This is a genomic window from Methylobacterium sp. A52T, assembly GCF_053346095.1.
Genome location: NZ_JBKFBI010000147.1, coordinates 1 through 14,992, shown reverse-complemented (window position 1 = coordinate 14,992; position 14,992 = coordinate 1). Strand labels below are relative to the sequence as shown.

Below are 14,992 nucleotides of genomic sequence, written 5' to 3'. Positions count from 1 at the left end.
AACCGGCGCCGCCGCGGCGACCGGCGCGGGCGCCGGCGCGGCGGCCCGCTCGACCCGGCGCGGCTCGATGGAGCCGGTCGCGGTGGGCTCGGCGAGGCTCGCCGTCGCGACCGCGGGGGCGGCGGACTCGCGCTGCACCCGCAGGGTCCAGTGCGCGGCGGTGGAGAGCGCGGCGATGCCGAGGATCGCCTTGATGCCGCTGGTGAGCAGGGCTCGCATGGTCGTCAGGCCCGAGAGAACGCGGTTACGCGGAACCGGATCCCCGGCCCGGACGCATCATCGCGCGGGAGCGTGAACGAAGCCGCAACGGCCCCGTGCGCCCCTGTCCCGGAACGGGTCAGGGACCCGCGCCCGCGACCCGTCTCGCGGGCGGAATCGGGCGGGAAATCATGTGGGCCATGCGCCGGACCCGCGGTTCCTGTTCCCCGCGCTCCCGACACTCCTGCAGCGACTCGGCCCACTGAGCCTCACAGGAACGGCCCAGAGAACTGGTCCGGACCGTCCCGTCACTGCCGACCCCGCCGCCATGCAGGCCCGAGCGGGCTCGCGAAACCTTCAGGCGCATCGGCCGCTGGGGACAGCCCGTGTAGAGGGTGACAGCCGAGCCGGCAACAGAGGCGGGGCCGTTTCCGGAGCCCCGCGGCGATCAGTGCTCCGCCGCGGCCGCGGCGAAGCGCATCAGCGCGGCGATCTCGTCCGCGCCGTCCTCGGCGGCGAGGCGCCGGTAGAGCGCGGCGTAGCCGGAGAAGACCTGCCGCCCGGCCGCGTCGGGCCCGAGGAACCCGGCGATCTCCTCCATCTCGGGCGCCCAGCGATAGGCCTTCGGCGCCATGTCGGGCAGCCCCCTGGCGAACCGGGCCAGCAGCGCGGGCTCGTTCTCGGCGAGCTCGGCCAGCAGCGCTTCCCCGGCGCCGGCGCGATCGGCGGCGCCGATCACGAGCGCGGCCAGTGCCGTCAGGCCCTTGTTGAGGCCGGCATAGCTCATCTTCAGGCTGGAGGCGGCGCCGACGTCACCGGGGCAGACGCGCAGGTCGAGGCCGAGGTCGCGCAGGACCAGGGCCGGGGCCGTCTCGGGGCCCGAGACGTAGACGCGCGGCCCCTTGGCGCCGGGCTTCGGCGGCAGGCCCAGGATCGCCCCGTCGAGGAACGGCGCGCCGGTGGCCGCGACGATCCCGGCGACGCGCCCGACCGTCTCCGGGCTGACGGCGTTGGCGTCGATGTAGACCGGCTTGCGCGGGGCCGCCGCCAGGGCGGGCGCGAGCCGGCGGGCCAGCGCCTCCGCGTCGGCGGGCGGCACGATGGAGAGCAGGAGATCGGCGGCGGCGAGGTCGCCGTCCCCGGCATGCGCCATGCCGGCGGCCGCGGCCCGGGCGCGGCTCGCCGCCCCACGCCCGTCCAGGGAGGTCAGCACGCGGGCGCCGTGCCCGGCGAGCCGGGCCCCGACGGCGCTGCCCATGGCCCCCGGGGCGATCACCGCGATCGTGGGCACGGGACCCTCCGGGACCTGGGGACCGCTACCGCAGCGAGCCGCAGAAGCGCTGGATGCGCCGGCAGGCCTCCTCCAGCACCGCGTTCGACGTCGCGTAGGAGATGCGCAGGTTCGGGCCGAGCCCGAAGGCCGAACCGTGAACCGCCGCCACGCCCTCGGCCTGGAGCAGCTCCATGACGAAGTCCTCGTCGGTCTCGATGGTCTTGCCGGCCTCGGTCCGCTTGCCGATCAGCGCCGCGCAGGACGGGTAGACGTAGAACGCACCCTCGGGCGTCGGGCAGGTCAGCCCGTTGGTCTGGTTGAGCATCGAGACGACGAGGTCGCGCCGGCCCTGGAAGGCGGCCCGGAACGTGGCGAGGTGGTCCTGCGGCCCGTCGAGGGCGGCGACCGCGGCCCATTGCGCGATCGTGCTGGCGCCGGAGGTCTGCTGGCCCTGGACGAAGTCCATCGCCTTGATGAGCGCCTCCGGCCCGGCCGCGTAGCCGATGCGCCAGCCGGTCATGGCGTAGCCCTTCGAGACGCCGTTCATCGTCAGCGTCCGCTCGATCAGCTGCGGCTCGACCTGGGCCGGGGTGACGAACTCGAAGTCGCCGTATGTCAGGTGCTCGTAGATGTCGTCGGTGAGGATGTGCACGTCCGGGTAGCGGAGCAGCACGTCGGTGAGCGCCTTCATCTCGGCGCGGGAATAGGCGGCGCCCGACGGGTTCGACGGCGAGTTGAGGACGATCCACTTGGTCTTCGGGGTCAGCACCCGGTCGAGCTCCTCGGCCTGGAGCTTGAAACCGTTGGCCATGTCGGTGTCGGCGAAGACCGGCGTGCCGCCGCACAGCCCGACCATCTCCGGGTAGGACACCCAGTAGGGGCGGGGGATCACCACCTCGTCGCCGGGGTTCAGCGTGGCGAGGAACGCGTTGTACAGCACCTGCTTGCCGCCGGTGCCGACGATGGTCTGCGAGACCTTGTAGTCGAGCCCGTTCTCGCGCTTGAACTTGCGCACGATCGCCTCGCGCAGGGGCACGATGCCGGAGACCGGCGGGTAGCGGGTCTCGTTCCGGTGGATCGCCGCGATGGCGGCCTGCTTGATGTGCTCGGGCGTGTCGAAGTCGGGCTCACCCACCGACAGGCTGATGACATCGACGCCGGAGGCCTTCAGGTCCCGGGCCTTCTGGGTCATCACGATGGTCGCGGACGGCTTCACCCGCGAGAGGACGTCGGCGAGGAGAGCCATGGCGTGCGATGCTCCGGATTGTCGAGGTCGGGCGCCGCTCGTTTTGCGGCGCGGCGGACCCTAGGCCCGGGACGCTGAGCCGGCAAGCGTGAGACGCCGCGGCGGCGCGCGGGACCGCGGTTTCTGCTACGATCCTCGGAATCGGGACGGAACGAGAGGCCCTGCCGATGGGCGAGACGATCAGCATCACCCTGGCGCCGGACACGCTCCGCGCCGTGCGGGAGAGCGTCGAGGCCGGTGAGTACGCCTCGGTGGACGCGCTGCTCGACGAGGCCGTGCACGCCCTGCAGCGCCAGCGGCGCGAGGATGCCGAGCGGCTCGATGACATCCGCGCCCGCATCCGGCGGTCGCTGGATGACCCGCGGCCGGATCTGAGCATCGAAGAGGTTCAAGAGGATCTCGACAGGATGTTCGCTGAAGCGCGGCACGACACCCGCCGTGCGTAGACTGCCTGTCGCGTTTCGCCCTCAAGCGCAGGCCGATCTGGCCGGCATCTTCCGAACGGTCTTGCAGCGGAGTCAGGACGTCGCGACGGCGCAGCGCTTCACGCAGCGGATCAAGGATCGGTGCGACCGCAACGGCCACGCACCGCATGCGGGCCGACCCCGTAACGATCTCCTGGAAGGCTTGCGAACGGTGGCGTTCGAGAGATCGGCTGTGATCGCCTATCGCGTGGAACGTGGATCCGTGAGGATCCTCAATATCTTCTATGGCGGCCGCGATTTCGAGGCGGTCTATCCAAGCAATACCACGGAAGAAGCTCAGGAGCCTCCGTCCTGACGAACTGCCCTCGCACCGGCCGGCCCAGACCCCCATCTCTCCGGCATGACCCCGCTCTCCGTCCTCGACCTCTCCTTCGTCGGCGCCGACTCGACCCCGGCGCAGGCCCTGCACGACACCCTGGCGCTCGCCCGCCACGTCGATAACCTCGGCTACCGGCGCTACTGGCTCGCCGAGCACCACGCGCTCCCCAACGTGGCGAGCCCGGCACCCGAGATCATGATCGGCCAGATCGCCGCCGCGACCCGCAACATCCGGGTCGGCTCGGGCGGCATCATGCTGCCGAACCACGCGCCGCTGATGGTGGCCGAGCGCTTCCGGGTTCTGGAGGCCCTGTTCCCGGGCCGGATCGACCTCGGTCTCGGGCGCGCGCCCGGCACCAACGGCCTCACCGCGCGGGCGCTGCGCCGCCGGGAAGCGCCGGGGGAGGGCGGGGACGACTTCCTCGACCGCCTGCAGGAGCTGCTGTTCTGGGACGGCGGCTTCCCGGAGGGACACCCGTTCGCGCGGATCGCGGCGAGCCCCGCGGGGGTGCCGCTGCCGCCGATCTTCCTGCTCGGCTCCTCCGACTACAGCGCCCGGCTCGCGGCCGAGATCGGCTGCGGCTTCGGCTTCGCGCAGCACTTCTCCGGGATGCCCGCGGAGCCGCCGATGCTGGACTACCGGACCCGGTTCCGGCCGACGCGGCTCGGCGCGAAGCCCCACGCGATCCTGGCGGTGGCGGCGATCTGCGCCGCCACGGACGCGGAGGCCGAGCGCCTCGCCTCCAGCGCGCGGCTCGCGACGCTGCGGCGGGAGCGCGGCGAGTACCGGCCGCTGCCGAGCCTCGCCGAGGCGCTGGACTACCCGTATTCCGACGGCGAGCGGGTGCAGATCGAGCGCGGCCGCGACCGCCTGCACGTGGGCGGCCCCGAGACCCTGCGGGCCCGGCTCGCCGAGATGGTCCGGCGCACGCAGGCCGACGAGCTGATGATCGTCTCGGCGATCCCCGACCAAGTGGCGCGGCACGAATCCTACGCGCTGCTGGCGCGGGCCTGGGGGCTCGGCGCCGCCTCACAGGCGGCCTGAGCCGTCACCCGGCCCCGCCGCGGGCGCTGGCGGCGGCGCCGCCGACCGGGCGCTCGGGATGCCGGTCCCCGCCGACATGGACGACCTCCTGCAGAACGGGGGCGGCCCGGCCCTGCGCGCCCTGATCGACGCGGTCGAGGCCGCCCCCGACGGGCGCTTCGTGCTGGCGGAATCCGGCGTCGCCTACGCGCCGGTGGTCACGCGGCCCGAGAAGGTCATCATGATGGGCTTCAACTACCGCCACCACGCGGAGGAGACCGGCACGCCGATCCCCAAGGACCCGCCGCTGTTCAACAAGTACAACTACGCCCTGAACCACCACGGCGGCACGATCGCGCTGCCGACCCAGGCGGCGCGGGAATTCGACTCCGAGACCGAGCTGGTGATGGTGTTCGGCCGCGAGTGCCGGAACCTGTCCGAGGCGGACGCGCTCGATTATCTCGCCGGCTACTGCACGGGCAACGATTTCAGCGCCCGGGACCTCCAGACGCTGACCTCGCAGTTCATGATCGGCAAGACCTCGGACGGGTTCGCGCCGCTCGGCCCCTACCTGGTGACCGCCGACCGGGTGAAGGACCCGAACAATCTCAAGCTCAAGACGCTGGTCAACGGCCGGGTGCGCCAGGACTGGAGCACCAACGACATGATCTCCAACTGCCGCCAGCTGATCAGCTTCGCGTCCAGGGTGATGACGATCAGGCCGGGAGACATCTTCTACACGGGCACGCCGCAGGGGGTGATCTTCGGCGAGAAGATCCCGCGCGAGGACCGCGCGTGGCTGAAGCCCGGCGACGAGGTCGTATCCGAGCTGGAAGGGCTCGGGGAGCTGCGCTTCAGGCTGGTCTGATCCGTCGTCCGAGCGGTGCGACCCGCACCGTCATCACGAGCCCAGCGAAGTGACCCAGGGCAGCGCGACGGCGGGTGTCGTCGCGCCGGCTGGATCGCTTCGCTGCGCTCGCGAGGACGGCCCCGTCGCAGCCCTCACCCGCGAACGGCCGGGGTGCTCGGGCCGCCCTCAGCGCCCGAACAGGCGACCGAGACGGGCGAGGAACCCGCCCCCGTCCGCGGGCTTCGCGCCGGGTGTCGCCGCCTGCGCGGCCTCCGCCTTCGGCGCCAGGACCAGCCCGAGGGCCGCCGTGTCGGTGGTCTCGCGGTCGATCAGGATCAGGCTGCCGGTCTCGCGGTTCTGCGCGTAGGCGTCGACCGCCACCGCCCGGTCGAGGCGGAGCGCCACGTCGGCGATGTCGTTGGCCGACAGGCGCTCGGCCGGGCCGGGCCTGCCGGTCTCGGGGTCGATGCGCGAGACGATCCGCTCCACGGTCGCGGTGACCGTGGCGGTGCCGATCTTGGCGAACAGGCTCGCGCCCGGGCTGAGATCGGTCTCGGCCGCCCAGAACAGGCGCGCGTCGAGGGTCTCGGTGACCCGCATCGGCGCGTCGGTGGCCACGATCACCTGCCCGCGGGAGGCGTCGATCTGGTCGGCCAGAACCAGCGTCACCGACTCGTCCTCGCCGGCCTCGGGCAGGTCGCCGTCGGCGGTGTAGATCCGCGCCACCGTGGAGGTCCGGCCGGAGGGCTGCACCGTCACCGAATCGCCCGGCCGCACCCGGCCGCTGGCGATCCGGCCGCTGTAGCCGCGGAACTCGGAATTGGGCCGGTTGACCCACTGCACCGCCATCCGGAACGGCGCGTTCAGCGCCTCCGCGCGGACCGGCACGGTCTCGAGGTAGTGGAGCAGGGTGCCGCCCGTGTACCAGGGCGCCGCGACGCCCGCGTCCACGACGTTGTCGCCGTTCTTGGCCGAGAGCGGGATCGCCTTGACCTCGGAGAAATTCAGCCCGCGGGCGAAGTCCGAGAACCCCGACACGATGCCGTCGAAGGTGCCCTGCGCCCAGCCGGCGAGGTCCATCTTGTTCACCGCCAGCACGACGCGGCGGATCCCGAGATTCGACACGAGCAGCGCGTGGCGCCGCGTCTGCCGGGTCAGGCCCTGGCGGGCGTCGACCAGGATCACCGCCACGTCGGCCGTCGAGGCGCCGGTGGCCATGTTGCGGGTGTACTGCTCGTGGCCGGGGGTGTCGGCCACGATGAACGAGCGCTTGTCGGTGGAGAAGAACCGGTAGGCGACGTCGATGGTGATGCCCTGCTCGCGCTCGGCCTGGAGGCCGTCGACGAGCAGCGCGAGGTCCATCTCCTGCCCCTGCGTCCCGTGCTTGCGGGAATCCCGCTGGAGCGCCGAGATCTGGTCGTCGAAGATCTGCTTGGTGTCGTGCAGGAGCCGCCCGATCAGGGTCGACTTGCCGTCGTCCACCGAGCCGCAGGCGATGAAACGCAGCACCGCCTTGTTGCGGTGGGCGGTCAGGAACGCCGCGTAGCCGGAGGCCCGGTCGGTGAAGGCCGTGGGAGCCTGGTGGAGCGTCATCAGAAATAGCCCTCCTGCTTCTTGCGCTCCATGGCGCCGGCCCCGTCCTTGTCGATCACCCGGCCCTGCCGCTCCGAGGTGCGCGCCGCCAGCGTCTCGCCGATGATCTCGGGGAGCGAGGCCGCGTCGCTCTCCACCGCGCCGGTGAGCGGGTAGCAGCCGAGCGTCCGGAAGCGCACGAGGCGCTGCTGCGGGGTCTCGCCCGGTGCGAGCGGCAGGCGCTCGTCGTCGACCATGATGAGCTGGCCCTCGCGCTCGACGACCGGCCGCTCCTTGGCGAAGTAGAGCGGCACGATCGGAATGTTTTCCTGCTCGATGTAGAGCCAGATGTCGAGCTCGGTCCAGTTCGACAGCGGGAAGACGCGCAGGGACTCGCCGCGCTTCTTCTTGAGGTTGTAGAGGTGCCAGGGCTCGGCGCGCTGGCGCTTCGGGTCCCAGCGGTGCTGCGCGGTCCGGAGCGAGATGATCCGCTCCTTGGCGCGGCTCGCCTCCTCGTCGCGGCGGGCGCCCCCGAAGGCCGCATCGAACTTGTGCTTGTCGAGCGCCTGCCGCAGGGCCTGCGTCTTCATCACGTCGGTATGGACCTCGGAGCCGTGGCTCACCGGCCCGACACCGCGGGCGAGCCCGTCCGGGTTGGTGTGGACCAAGAGGTCGAGGCCGAGTTCCTTGGCGCGGGCGTCGCGGAAGGCGATCATCTCGCGGAACTTCCACGTCGTGTCGACGTGGAGCAGCGGGAACGGCAGCCGCCCGGGCGCGAAGGCCTTGAGGGCGAGGTGCAGCAGCACCGACGAATCCTTGCCGATCGAGTAGAGCATCACCGGGTTCTCGGTCTCGGCGACCGTCTCCCGGAAGATGTGGATGCTCTCGGCCTCCAGCCTCTTGAGATGGCTGAGGCGGTCGGCGGCGGTCGGTGCGGGCGTGGGGGCGCTCGGCTGCACGGCGGCGGCGAGGGCGGCGCTCATCGGGCGAACTCCGGCTGGCGGGCTGTCTGATTCGGGGTGGTCTCGAAGGGTGCGGGCTCGAGGATCGCGGGCTCGAGGATCGCGGGCTCTTGGCCCGGCTGCACCGACGCCCCGGGGCGTCCGACGTGCAGGCCGCACTCCTTCTTGTCTTCCTGCTCCCACCACCAGCGGCCGGCCCGCTCGGGCTCGCCGAGCTTCACGGCGCGGGTGCAGGGGGCGCAGCCGATCGACGGGAAGCCGCGATCGTGCAGGACGTTGTAGGGCACGAAATTGTCGCGCACGAAGCGGTCGACCTGCTCGCGCGACCAGTCGGCGAGCGGGTTCAGCTTGATCAGGCCGCGCTCCGCGTCGAAGGCGGCGAGCGGCGTCTCGGCGCGGTTGGCCGACTGGCCGGCCCGCAGCCCGGTGAGCCAGCCGCTCGCGCCGGCGAGCGCGCGGCCGAGCGGCTCGACCTTGCGGAAGCCGCAGCAGGCCTGACGGGCCGCCACCGAGCGCCGGAAACCGTTGATGCCCTCGCTCCGCACGAAATCCTCGGCGGCCGCGCGCTCGGGGGCGTAGGCGGTGATTCGGATGCCGTAGGCCGACTCGGTCTCGGTCCACGTGTCGTAGGTCTCGGCGAAGAGGCGGCCGGTATCGAGGGTGACGATCTCGACGCGACCCTTCGCGAGGCCCGCCATGGCCAGCGCGTGGGTGAGCGCCTGGTCCTCGACGCCGAGGCTCGTCGTGAAGACGAGGCGGCCGGGGATCTCCGCGGCGATCAGGTGGAGGCGGCCTGGAAGGTCGAGCCCGGACAGCCGCTCCGCGAGGGAGTCGGCCGCCTGTCGGTCCGGACGGGTCATCGCGCCATGTCCCGGGGTTCGCGTGGTGGAAAGGCCACGGCCAGCGCCGTGCCTGTTGTCGAACGGTCGAAATGTTCGCTATACCGAACGAAGTCAAGGCGCCCCGGCGCGCTTGGCGGGGTCGGACCGGCGGTTCGGCGTGCGGTTGCGCACAGCTTCCGGCGCGGGCAGCATGGGCCCGAGGTAAAAGATTCTTCTCACCGGTCCCGGTAGACACGTATATGCGCTCGCGCCCCGCGCGCGGCGGAAGCCCACGGAGACAGCTTTGGACGCGATCGATCTGAAGATTCTCGCCCTGCTGCAGACGGACGCCACGCTCTCCATCGCGGCGATCGGCGAGCGCGTGGGCCTGTCGCAGACCCCGTGCTGGAAGCGCATCCAGAAGCTGGAGGCCGACGGGGTCATCGACCGGCGTGTGGCGGTGCTCGATCCGGTGAAGCTCGGCCTCGGGCTGACCGTGTTCGTCTCCATCGAGACCGCGGACCATTCCCAGGAGTGGCTGCAGCGCTTCGCCGCAACCGTCTCGGCCATGCCGGAGGTGCTCGAGTTCTACCGGATGGCCGGCGACGTGGACTACATGCTGCGGGTCGTCGTCGCCGACATGCAGGCCTATGACAGCTTCTACAAGCACCTCATCGCGGTGCTGCCGCTCAAGAACGTCACCTCCCGCTTCGCGATGGAGAAGGTGAAATCCACCACGGCCCTGCCGCTGCCGGCGCCCCCGAAGAACGGGCGGCACCTGCCGGGGACGGCCCCCGTCCTCGCCGTGGTTGGAGAATGATATTCTCTTTTTTCGCAGTGCAGCGAACGTGATGTCCTATACGCCGCCCGTTCTGCAAAACGAACGTTTCTCGATTGACACCGGCCGCGCCGGCCCCGACATGGTCCCGTGATGTCCCGCCAGAATCTCCTCCCGCGCACCGCCCCGTTCGGGGACGGCGAGCGCGCCAGCCTCGACGCGGTGCTCGGCACCGCGAGCCCCACGCAGCGCGCCTGGCTCGCCGGCTTCCTGGCGGGCCTCGACGCCGCGGGCGGCCAGCCGGCCGCGGTGCCGGCCGCCCCGCCCAAGGCCGCCGCGCCGCTCACCGTGATCTACGCCAGCGAATCGGGGAACTCCGAGGCGCTGGCCGGCAGCGTCGCCAAGCTGGCGCGCAAGCAGGGCTTCAAGCCGAAGGTCGTGGATTTCGCCGACCTCGACGTCGCGACCCTGCCCAAGGCCGGCAAGCTGATCGCCATCGCGGCCACCTGGGGCGAGGGCGAGCCCCCGGCCCGGGCCGTGCGGGCCTACGGCGAGCTGATGGGGGAGGGCGCCCCGCGCCTCGACGGCGTCGAGTTCGCGGTCCTGTCGCTCGGCGACACGTCCTACGCGGAGTTCTGCGCCATCGGGAAGGCGCTCGACGCGCGCTTCGAGGCGCTCGGCGCCAAGCGCGCCGCCGAGCGGGCCGACCTCGACCTCGACTTCGAGACGCCGGCCGCCGACTGGATCAAGGGCGCGCTGAAGGCGCTCGCCCCGGCCGAGCAGCCCGACAACGTCGTGGCGGTGGACTTCGCCCGCGCCGGCGCCGGCGAGGACGACGACGCCGAGCCGAGCCGCGAGCCCGTCGTGGTCGAGGTCGTCGAGCACGTGAACCTCAATTCCTCGCGCTCCGACAAGGAGACGATCCACCTCGCGCTCGCCTTCGAGGACGGCGCGCCGGCCTACGAGCCCGGCGATTCGCTGGAGATCTACCCCGAGAACGACCCGCAGCTCGTGGACGAGATCCTGAACGCCGCCGGGCTCTCCGGCGACGAGGCCCTGCGCCGGGCGCTGCTCGCCGAGCGGGACATCACCACGCTCTCGGCCGCCACGATCGAGCGCTTCGTGAAGGCGACCGGCCACGCGGAGGCGCAGACGCTCATCGACAGCGGCGAGGCCAGGGCCTGGATCGAGGGCCGCCACCTGATCGACCTGCTGGAGACCTACCCGGCGAAGCTCACGGCCGAGCATATCGGCACCATCACCCGGCCGCTGCCGCCGCGGGCCTACTCGATCGCCTCCTCCCGCAAGGAGGTGGGCGACGAGGTCCACCTCGCCATCGCGGCGGTGCGCTACGAGACCCACGGCCGCGCCCGCTCGGGCGTCGCCTCGGTCCACGTCGCCGACCGCATCCGCGACGGCGCCAAGCTGCGGGTGCGGCTGAAGCCGAACCGCCACTTCCGCCTGCCGCAGGATCCGGCCACCGACATCATCATGGTCGGGCCGGGCACCGGCGTCGCGCCGTTCCGCGCCTTCGTGCAGGAGCGCCGGGCCGTCGAGGCCCCCGGGCGGTCGTGGCTGTTCTTCGGCGACCGGCACTTCACCCACGACTTCCTGTACCAGCTCGAGTGGCAGGACGCCCTGGAGGACGGGTCGCTCACGAAGATCGACGTGGCCTTCTCGCGCGACCAGCCGGAGAAGGTCTACGTCCAGGACCGGATCACCCAGCACGCGCAGGAGTTGGTCTCTTGGCTGGACGGGGGCGCGCATCTCTACGTCTGCGGCGATGCCAAGAACATGGCCAAGGATGTGCGCGCCGCTCTGGTGAAGGCCTACGAGACCGCCAAATCCTTGAGCGCCGCCGACGCGGAAGCACAGGTCGCGGCGCTGGAGCGCAGCCACCGCTACCAGCAGGACGTTTACTAACAGGCCGGCCCTCCGAGGCCGCAGGATCGAGATTGCAGCGGAGCAGGATGGGGCACGGGTCCCCTCTCCCGTGCGGGAGAGGGACAGGGTGAGGGATCCAGGTCTTTCCGGAGAGGGCGCATCCCTCACCCCAACCCTCTCCCGCACGGGAGAGGGAGACCGTCGCGGATCCCGCCCCCTTCCGTGAGCCGGCCCGTGTCCCGCTCGGCACCCGCCCCTGATGCGAGGCGCGGGCAACGCGTTCAGACAGACGGATTCACCCCATGGACGACCACAGCCCCCGCGACGCCGCCGAGACCCCGGCCCCCGGCCCGACCACTGCCCCGGCCAAGCGCGTCTACGAGACCCCGCCGACCACGCGCCCGATCACGGACGCCGAGGCCGCGCGCGCGGAGAAGCTCGCCGCGAACGAGCACATCAAGATCGCCAGCGGCTACCTCCGCGGCACGCTGGCGGACGGCCTGCTCAAGCACGCCACCGGGGCGATCTCGGAGGATGACGGGCAGCTCGTGAAGTTCCACGGGATGTACCTGCAGGACGACCGCGACCTGCGCCCCGAGCGGACCAAGAAGAAGCTCGACAAGGCCTACAGCTTCATGATCCGCCTGCGCATCGCCGGCGGCGTCATCACCCCGAAGCAGTGGCTGATCCTCGACGACATCGCCCGGACCTACGCGGGCGGGGCGCTGCGCGCGACCACGCGCCAGACCTTCCAGTACCACGGCGTGATCAAGTCGAACCTGAAGCGCACGATGGCGGCCATCGACGGCGCGCTGCTCGACACGATCGCGGCCTGCGGCGACGTCAACCGCAACGTCATGGCGGCGACGAACCCGGCCCAGACCGGCGCCCACAAGGCCGCCTACCAGCTCGCCAAGGACATCTCCGACTCGCTGCTGCCCAAGACCAGCGCGTGGCGGGAGATCTGGCTCGACGGCGAGCGCGTGGTCGGCGGCGAGGAGGAGGCCGAGGTCGAGCCGGTCTACGGCCGGACCTACCTGCCGCGGAAGTTCAAGACCGTCGTGGCGGTGCCGCCCTCCAACGAGGTCGACATCTTCGCCCACGACCTCGGCTTCATCGCGATCCTCGACAAGAAGAACCAGGTCACCGGCTGGAACGTCACGGTGGGCGGCGGCATGGGCATGACCCACGGCGAGCCCGACACCTTCCCGCGCACCGCCGACGTGATGGGCTTCGTGAAGCCCGAGGACGCCCTGAAGGTCGCCGAGGCGGTGATGACCGTCCAGCGCGACTGGGGCAACCGCAAGAACCGCAAGAACGCCCGGCTCAAGTACACGATCGAGCGCTACGGCCTGGACGCCTTCCGGGCCGAGGTCGAGAAGCGCGCCGGCAAGAAGCTCGGCGCGCCCAAGCCCTACACCTTCACGGGCAACGGCGACCGCTACGGCTGGGTCGAGGGCGACGACGGCCGCCACCACCTGACCCTCTACGTGCCCTCGGGCCGGATCAAGGACATCGCGGGCGGCGCGCAGTTCCTCTCGGGCCTGCGCCGCATCGCCGAGATCCACCAGGGCGATTTCCGCCTCACCGGCAACCAGAACGTCATCATCGCCAATGTCCCGGCCGAGAAGCGCGCCGAGATCGACGCGCTGGTCGACGAGTACGGCCTGACCCGGGGCGCGAGCGCGCTGCGGCGCAGCTCCCTCGCCTGCGTGGCCCTGCCGACCTGCGGCCTCGCGCTCGCCGAGAGCGAGCGCTACCTGCCCGACCTGATGACCGAGCTGGAGGAGAGCCTCGCGTCCCACGGGCTCGCCGAGGAGGAGATCACGATCCGCTCCACCGGCTGCCCGAACGGCTGCGCCCGGCCGTTCATCTCCGAGATCGGCCTCGTGGGCCGCGGCCCCGAGCGCTACCACCTCTATCTCGGCGCCGCCCACGACGGCTCGCGGCTCAGCAAGCTCTACCGGGAGGACGTTGCGGCCTCCGAGATCCGCGACACCCTCGACCCGCTCTTCGCCGACTACGCGAAGGGCCGGCAGCCGGGCGAGCATTTCGGCGACTACCTGATCCGCGCCGGCCACGTGGCGCGGACCACCAACGGCCCGGACTTCCACGACCGGACCGGCGCCCTCAAGCCGGCCACGCTCGGCTGACGGCGGCCCGGCGCGTCCGGGACGGTGCTCCCGGACGCGCCGGGACCGAGAGGCCGCGGCGGCAGGGTCGCGGGCAGGGGCGCGGAATGCGGGTCGCGGCCGGCTCCACCCTGACCGGTGCCGCGCGCCCCGATACCGGGCCGCGGCGGCCCGGGATCCGCGTCCCGGAGAAGCACCCTCGCGCGCACCGGTCCGGACGGCCGTTCCGGATCGCCCGGAACCGCCGCCGGAGACCCGGCCACGCGCGCTCACCCGCCCGGAGATCCCCGCCCGGTGATCCCCGCCCTCGCAGATCCCAGCCCCGGCGGTGCGCCGCCGTCGCGACGCTCCGGCCCCCGATGAGAATGAACGTTTATTGACATGAGAATGAACGTTCATTATAAGGGTGGGGCAAACAGGAGCGCGCGATGGCTCTCACCCTCGAAGGCCGCTGGTCCGATCTCGATGCCGAGCGTTTCGGCGCCCGCAGCCCCGGCGCCCTCGCCCTCGTCCGCGCCGTCTGCACCCCCGCCAACCTGACCTTCGGCGCCGTCCTGGCCCTCGCCTGGCTGGCCCTGATCAACTGGACGGGCGCCGGCCCGGACGGCTGGCAGGCCCGGATCTGCGCGGACCTGCATCAGGGACCGCAATCCTGCGCCGTCGCCAGCCTGGGCAAGGACCAGAGCCGCGTCGCCCCGGTCGCCGTCACGGCGCAGCCGGGATCGTGACCGGCGCGGCGGACAGGGCGGCGGACAGGGCGGCGGAGGCCCGCGGCAACCCGTCCGCCCGGCGCGAGCACATCCTCGACGCCGCCGAGACCTGCTTCGCGCGCAACGGCTTCCATCGCACGACCATGCAGGACCTCGCCCGCGAGGCCGCGATGAGTCCCGGCAACTTCTACCGCTACTTCGAATCCAAGGAGGCCCTGGTCCTCGGGCTGGTGGAGCGCGAGCGCGAGCGCGGCACGCTCCTGGTCGCCGAGATGGAGGGCTGCGGCGACCCGCGCGGGACGTTGCTGGGCATCATCGCCCGCTACTTCGCGTCGATCACCCGCGAGGCCGCGACCCTGCGGGTGGAGATCTGGTCGGAATCGACCCGCAACCCGTACATCGCCGCCATGACGGCGCGGACCGAGGCGGAGAGCCGCGACTGGTTCGTGGCGACCCTGGCGGCGCTCGCCACCGCGCCGGGATGCGATCCGGCCGGGCTCTACGCCCTGCTCGCGCCGCTGATGAAGGGGATCGTCGTCGGCCGGGCCGCGCTGCCCGACTACGACGTCGCCGCGGCGATCGCCCAGCTCCACGCGCTCCTCGACGCCGGGCTCGACGGTCGCCTGCCGGCCCCGGCGCACGCGGGCCGACACGCCGCCCGCTGATCCCGGCACCGCCGCCGCCGCGCCCCCGGGGCGCGCCGGCGGCGGGGCGGGCGGACCGCCATCCACGGCCGCGC

At 72.1% G+C, this 14,992-nt stretch carries 14 protein-coding genes and 1 pseudogene; 9 read left to right on the top strand and 6 right to left on the bottom strand.

Going from position 1 to position 14,992, the window contains the following annotated elements; genetic code table 11:
- From ACLBYE_RS25665 to ACLBYE_RS25655, 3 genes and pseudogenes are all read right to left on the bottom strand, one after another.
- A pseudogene (locus tag ACLBYE_RS25665) lies at positions 1–219 on the bottom strand (hypothetical protein); the annotation flags it as partial.
- Between the two features lie 427 nt (positions 220–646).
- Positions 647–1,489, bottom strand: a complete 843-nt coding sequence (locus tag ACLBYE_RS25660; protein WP_447696328.1) for a DUF1932 domain-containing protein — start codon at positions 1,487–1,489, stop codon at positions 647–649.
- A 25-nt stretch (positions 1,490–1,514) separates the two neighbouring features.
- The gene (locus ACLBYE_RS25655) at positions 1,515–2,717 is read right to left on the bottom strand and encodes a pyridoxal phosphate-dependent aminotransferase (RefSeq protein ID WP_273563527.1); all 1,203 of its coding nucleotides are present in this window, start codon (positions 2,715–2,717) and stop codon (positions 1,515–1,517) included.
- 167 nt (positions 2,718–2,884) lie between these two features.
- Here ACLBYE_RS25655 and ACLBYE_RS25650 point away from each other — a divergent pair, with 167 nt between their 5' ends.
- Genes ACLBYE_RS25650 through ACLBYE_RS25635 form a run of 4 tightly spaced genes read left to right on the top strand, consistent with a single transcriptional unit; the run spans position 2,885 to position 5,412 of the window.
- A complete protein-coding gene (locus ACLBYE_RS25650) occupies positions 2,885–3,163 on the top strand; it encodes a ribbon-helix-helix domain-containing protein (protein ID WP_326491885.1) in 279 nt (92 codons plus the stop codon).
- Positions 3,156–3,497 (top strand): type II toxin-antitoxin system RelE/ParE family toxin, encoded by a 342-nt coding sequence (locus ACLBYE_RS25645; protein ID WP_447696327.1) that lies wholly within the window; start codon positions 3,156–3,158, stop codon positions 3,495–3,497. Before ACLBYE_RS25650 ends, ACLBYE_RS25645 begins: the two co-directional genes overlap by 8 nt.
- Before the next feature lie 45 nt (positions 3,498–3,542).
- Positions 3,543–4,565, top strand: a complete 1,023-nt coding sequence (locus tag ACLBYE_RS25640; protein WP_447696326.1) for an LLM class flavin-dependent oxidoreductase — start codon at positions 3,543–3,545, stop codon at positions 4,563–4,565.
- A 58-nt stretch (positions 4,566–4,623) separates the two neighbouring features.
- Positions 4,624–5,412 carry a fumarylacetoacetate hydrolase family protein gene (locus ACLBYE_RS25635; RefSeq protein WP_447696325.1) on the top strand — a complete coding sequence of 263 codons (789 nt, stop codon included), beginning with the start codon at positions 4,624–4,626 and terminating at the stop codon, positions 5,410–5,412.
- Between the two features lie 168 nt (positions 5,413–5,580).
- Here ACLBYE_RS25635 and cysN read toward each other — a convergent pair whose 3' ends face one another.
- Genes cysN through ACLBYE_RS25620 form a run of 3 tightly spaced genes read right to left on the bottom strand, consistent with a single transcriptional unit; the run spans position 5,581 to position 8,788 of the window.
- Entirely contained in the window at positions 5,581–6,987 is a 1,407-nt protein-coding gene (gene cysN, locus ACLBYE_RS25630) for a sulfate adenylyltransferase subunit CysN (protein WP_447696324.1), read from the bottom strand.
- Positions 6,987–7,949: a sulfate adenylyltransferase subunit CysD gene (gene cysD, locus ACLBYE_RS25625; RefSeq protein WP_091926378.1), complete on the bottom strand. Its 963-nt coding sequence runs from the start codon at positions 7,947–7,949 to the stop codon at positions 6,987–6,989. Before cysD ends, cysN begins: the two co-directional genes overlap by 1 nt.
- A complete protein-coding gene (locus tag ACLBYE_RS25620) occupies positions 7,946–8,788 on the bottom strand; it encodes a phosphoadenylyl-sulfate reductase (RefSeq protein WP_447696323.1) in 843 nt (280 codons plus the stop codon). The genes cysD and ACLBYE_RS25620 overlap by 4 nt, the downstream gene beginning before the upstream one ends.
- 265 nt (positions 8,789–9,053) lie before the next feature.
- On the opposite strand from ACLBYE_RS25620, the gene ACLBYE_RS25615 reads away from it, so the two are divergent.
- The 5 genes from ACLBYE_RS25615 (at position 9,054) to ACLBYE_RS25595 (ending at position 14,918) form a co-directional block, all read left to right on the top strand.
- Complete coding sequence (locus ACLBYE_RS25615) at positions 9,054–9,569, top strand: Lrp/AsnC family transcriptional regulator (protein WP_010686224.1); 516 nt, start codon at positions 9,054–9,056, stop codon at positions 9,567–9,569.
- A gap of 111 nt (positions 9,570–9,680) precedes the next feature.
- Positions 9,681–11,450, top strand: a complete 1,770-nt coding sequence (locus tag ACLBYE_RS25610) for a diflavin oxidoreductase (RefSeq protein WP_447696322.1) — start codon at positions 9,681–9,683, stop codon at positions 11,448–11,450.
- Positions 11,451–11,713: 263 nt separating this feature from the next.
- A complete protein-coding gene (locus ACLBYE_RS25605; RefSeq protein ID WP_447696321.1) occupies positions 11,714–13,564 on the top strand; it encodes an NADPH-dependent assimilatory sulfite reductase hemoprotein subunit in 1,851 nt (616 codons plus the stop codon).
- 407 nt (positions 13,565–13,971) lie between these two features.
- On the top strand, positions 13,972–14,271 hold the full coding sequence (locus tag ACLBYE_RS25600; RefSeq protein WP_447696320.1) for a hypothetical protein: 300 nt from the start codon (positions 13,972–13,974) through the stop codon (positions 14,269–14,271).
- On the top strand, positions 14,268–14,918 hold the full coding sequence (locus tag ACLBYE_RS25595; protein WP_447696319.1) for a TetR/AcrR family transcriptional regulator: 651 nt from the start codon (positions 14,268–14,270) through the stop codon (positions 14,916–14,918). Before ACLBYE_RS25600 ends, ACLBYE_RS25595 begins: the two co-directional genes overlap by 4 nt.
- The last annotated feature ends 74 nt before the right edge of the window (positions 14,919–14,992 follow it).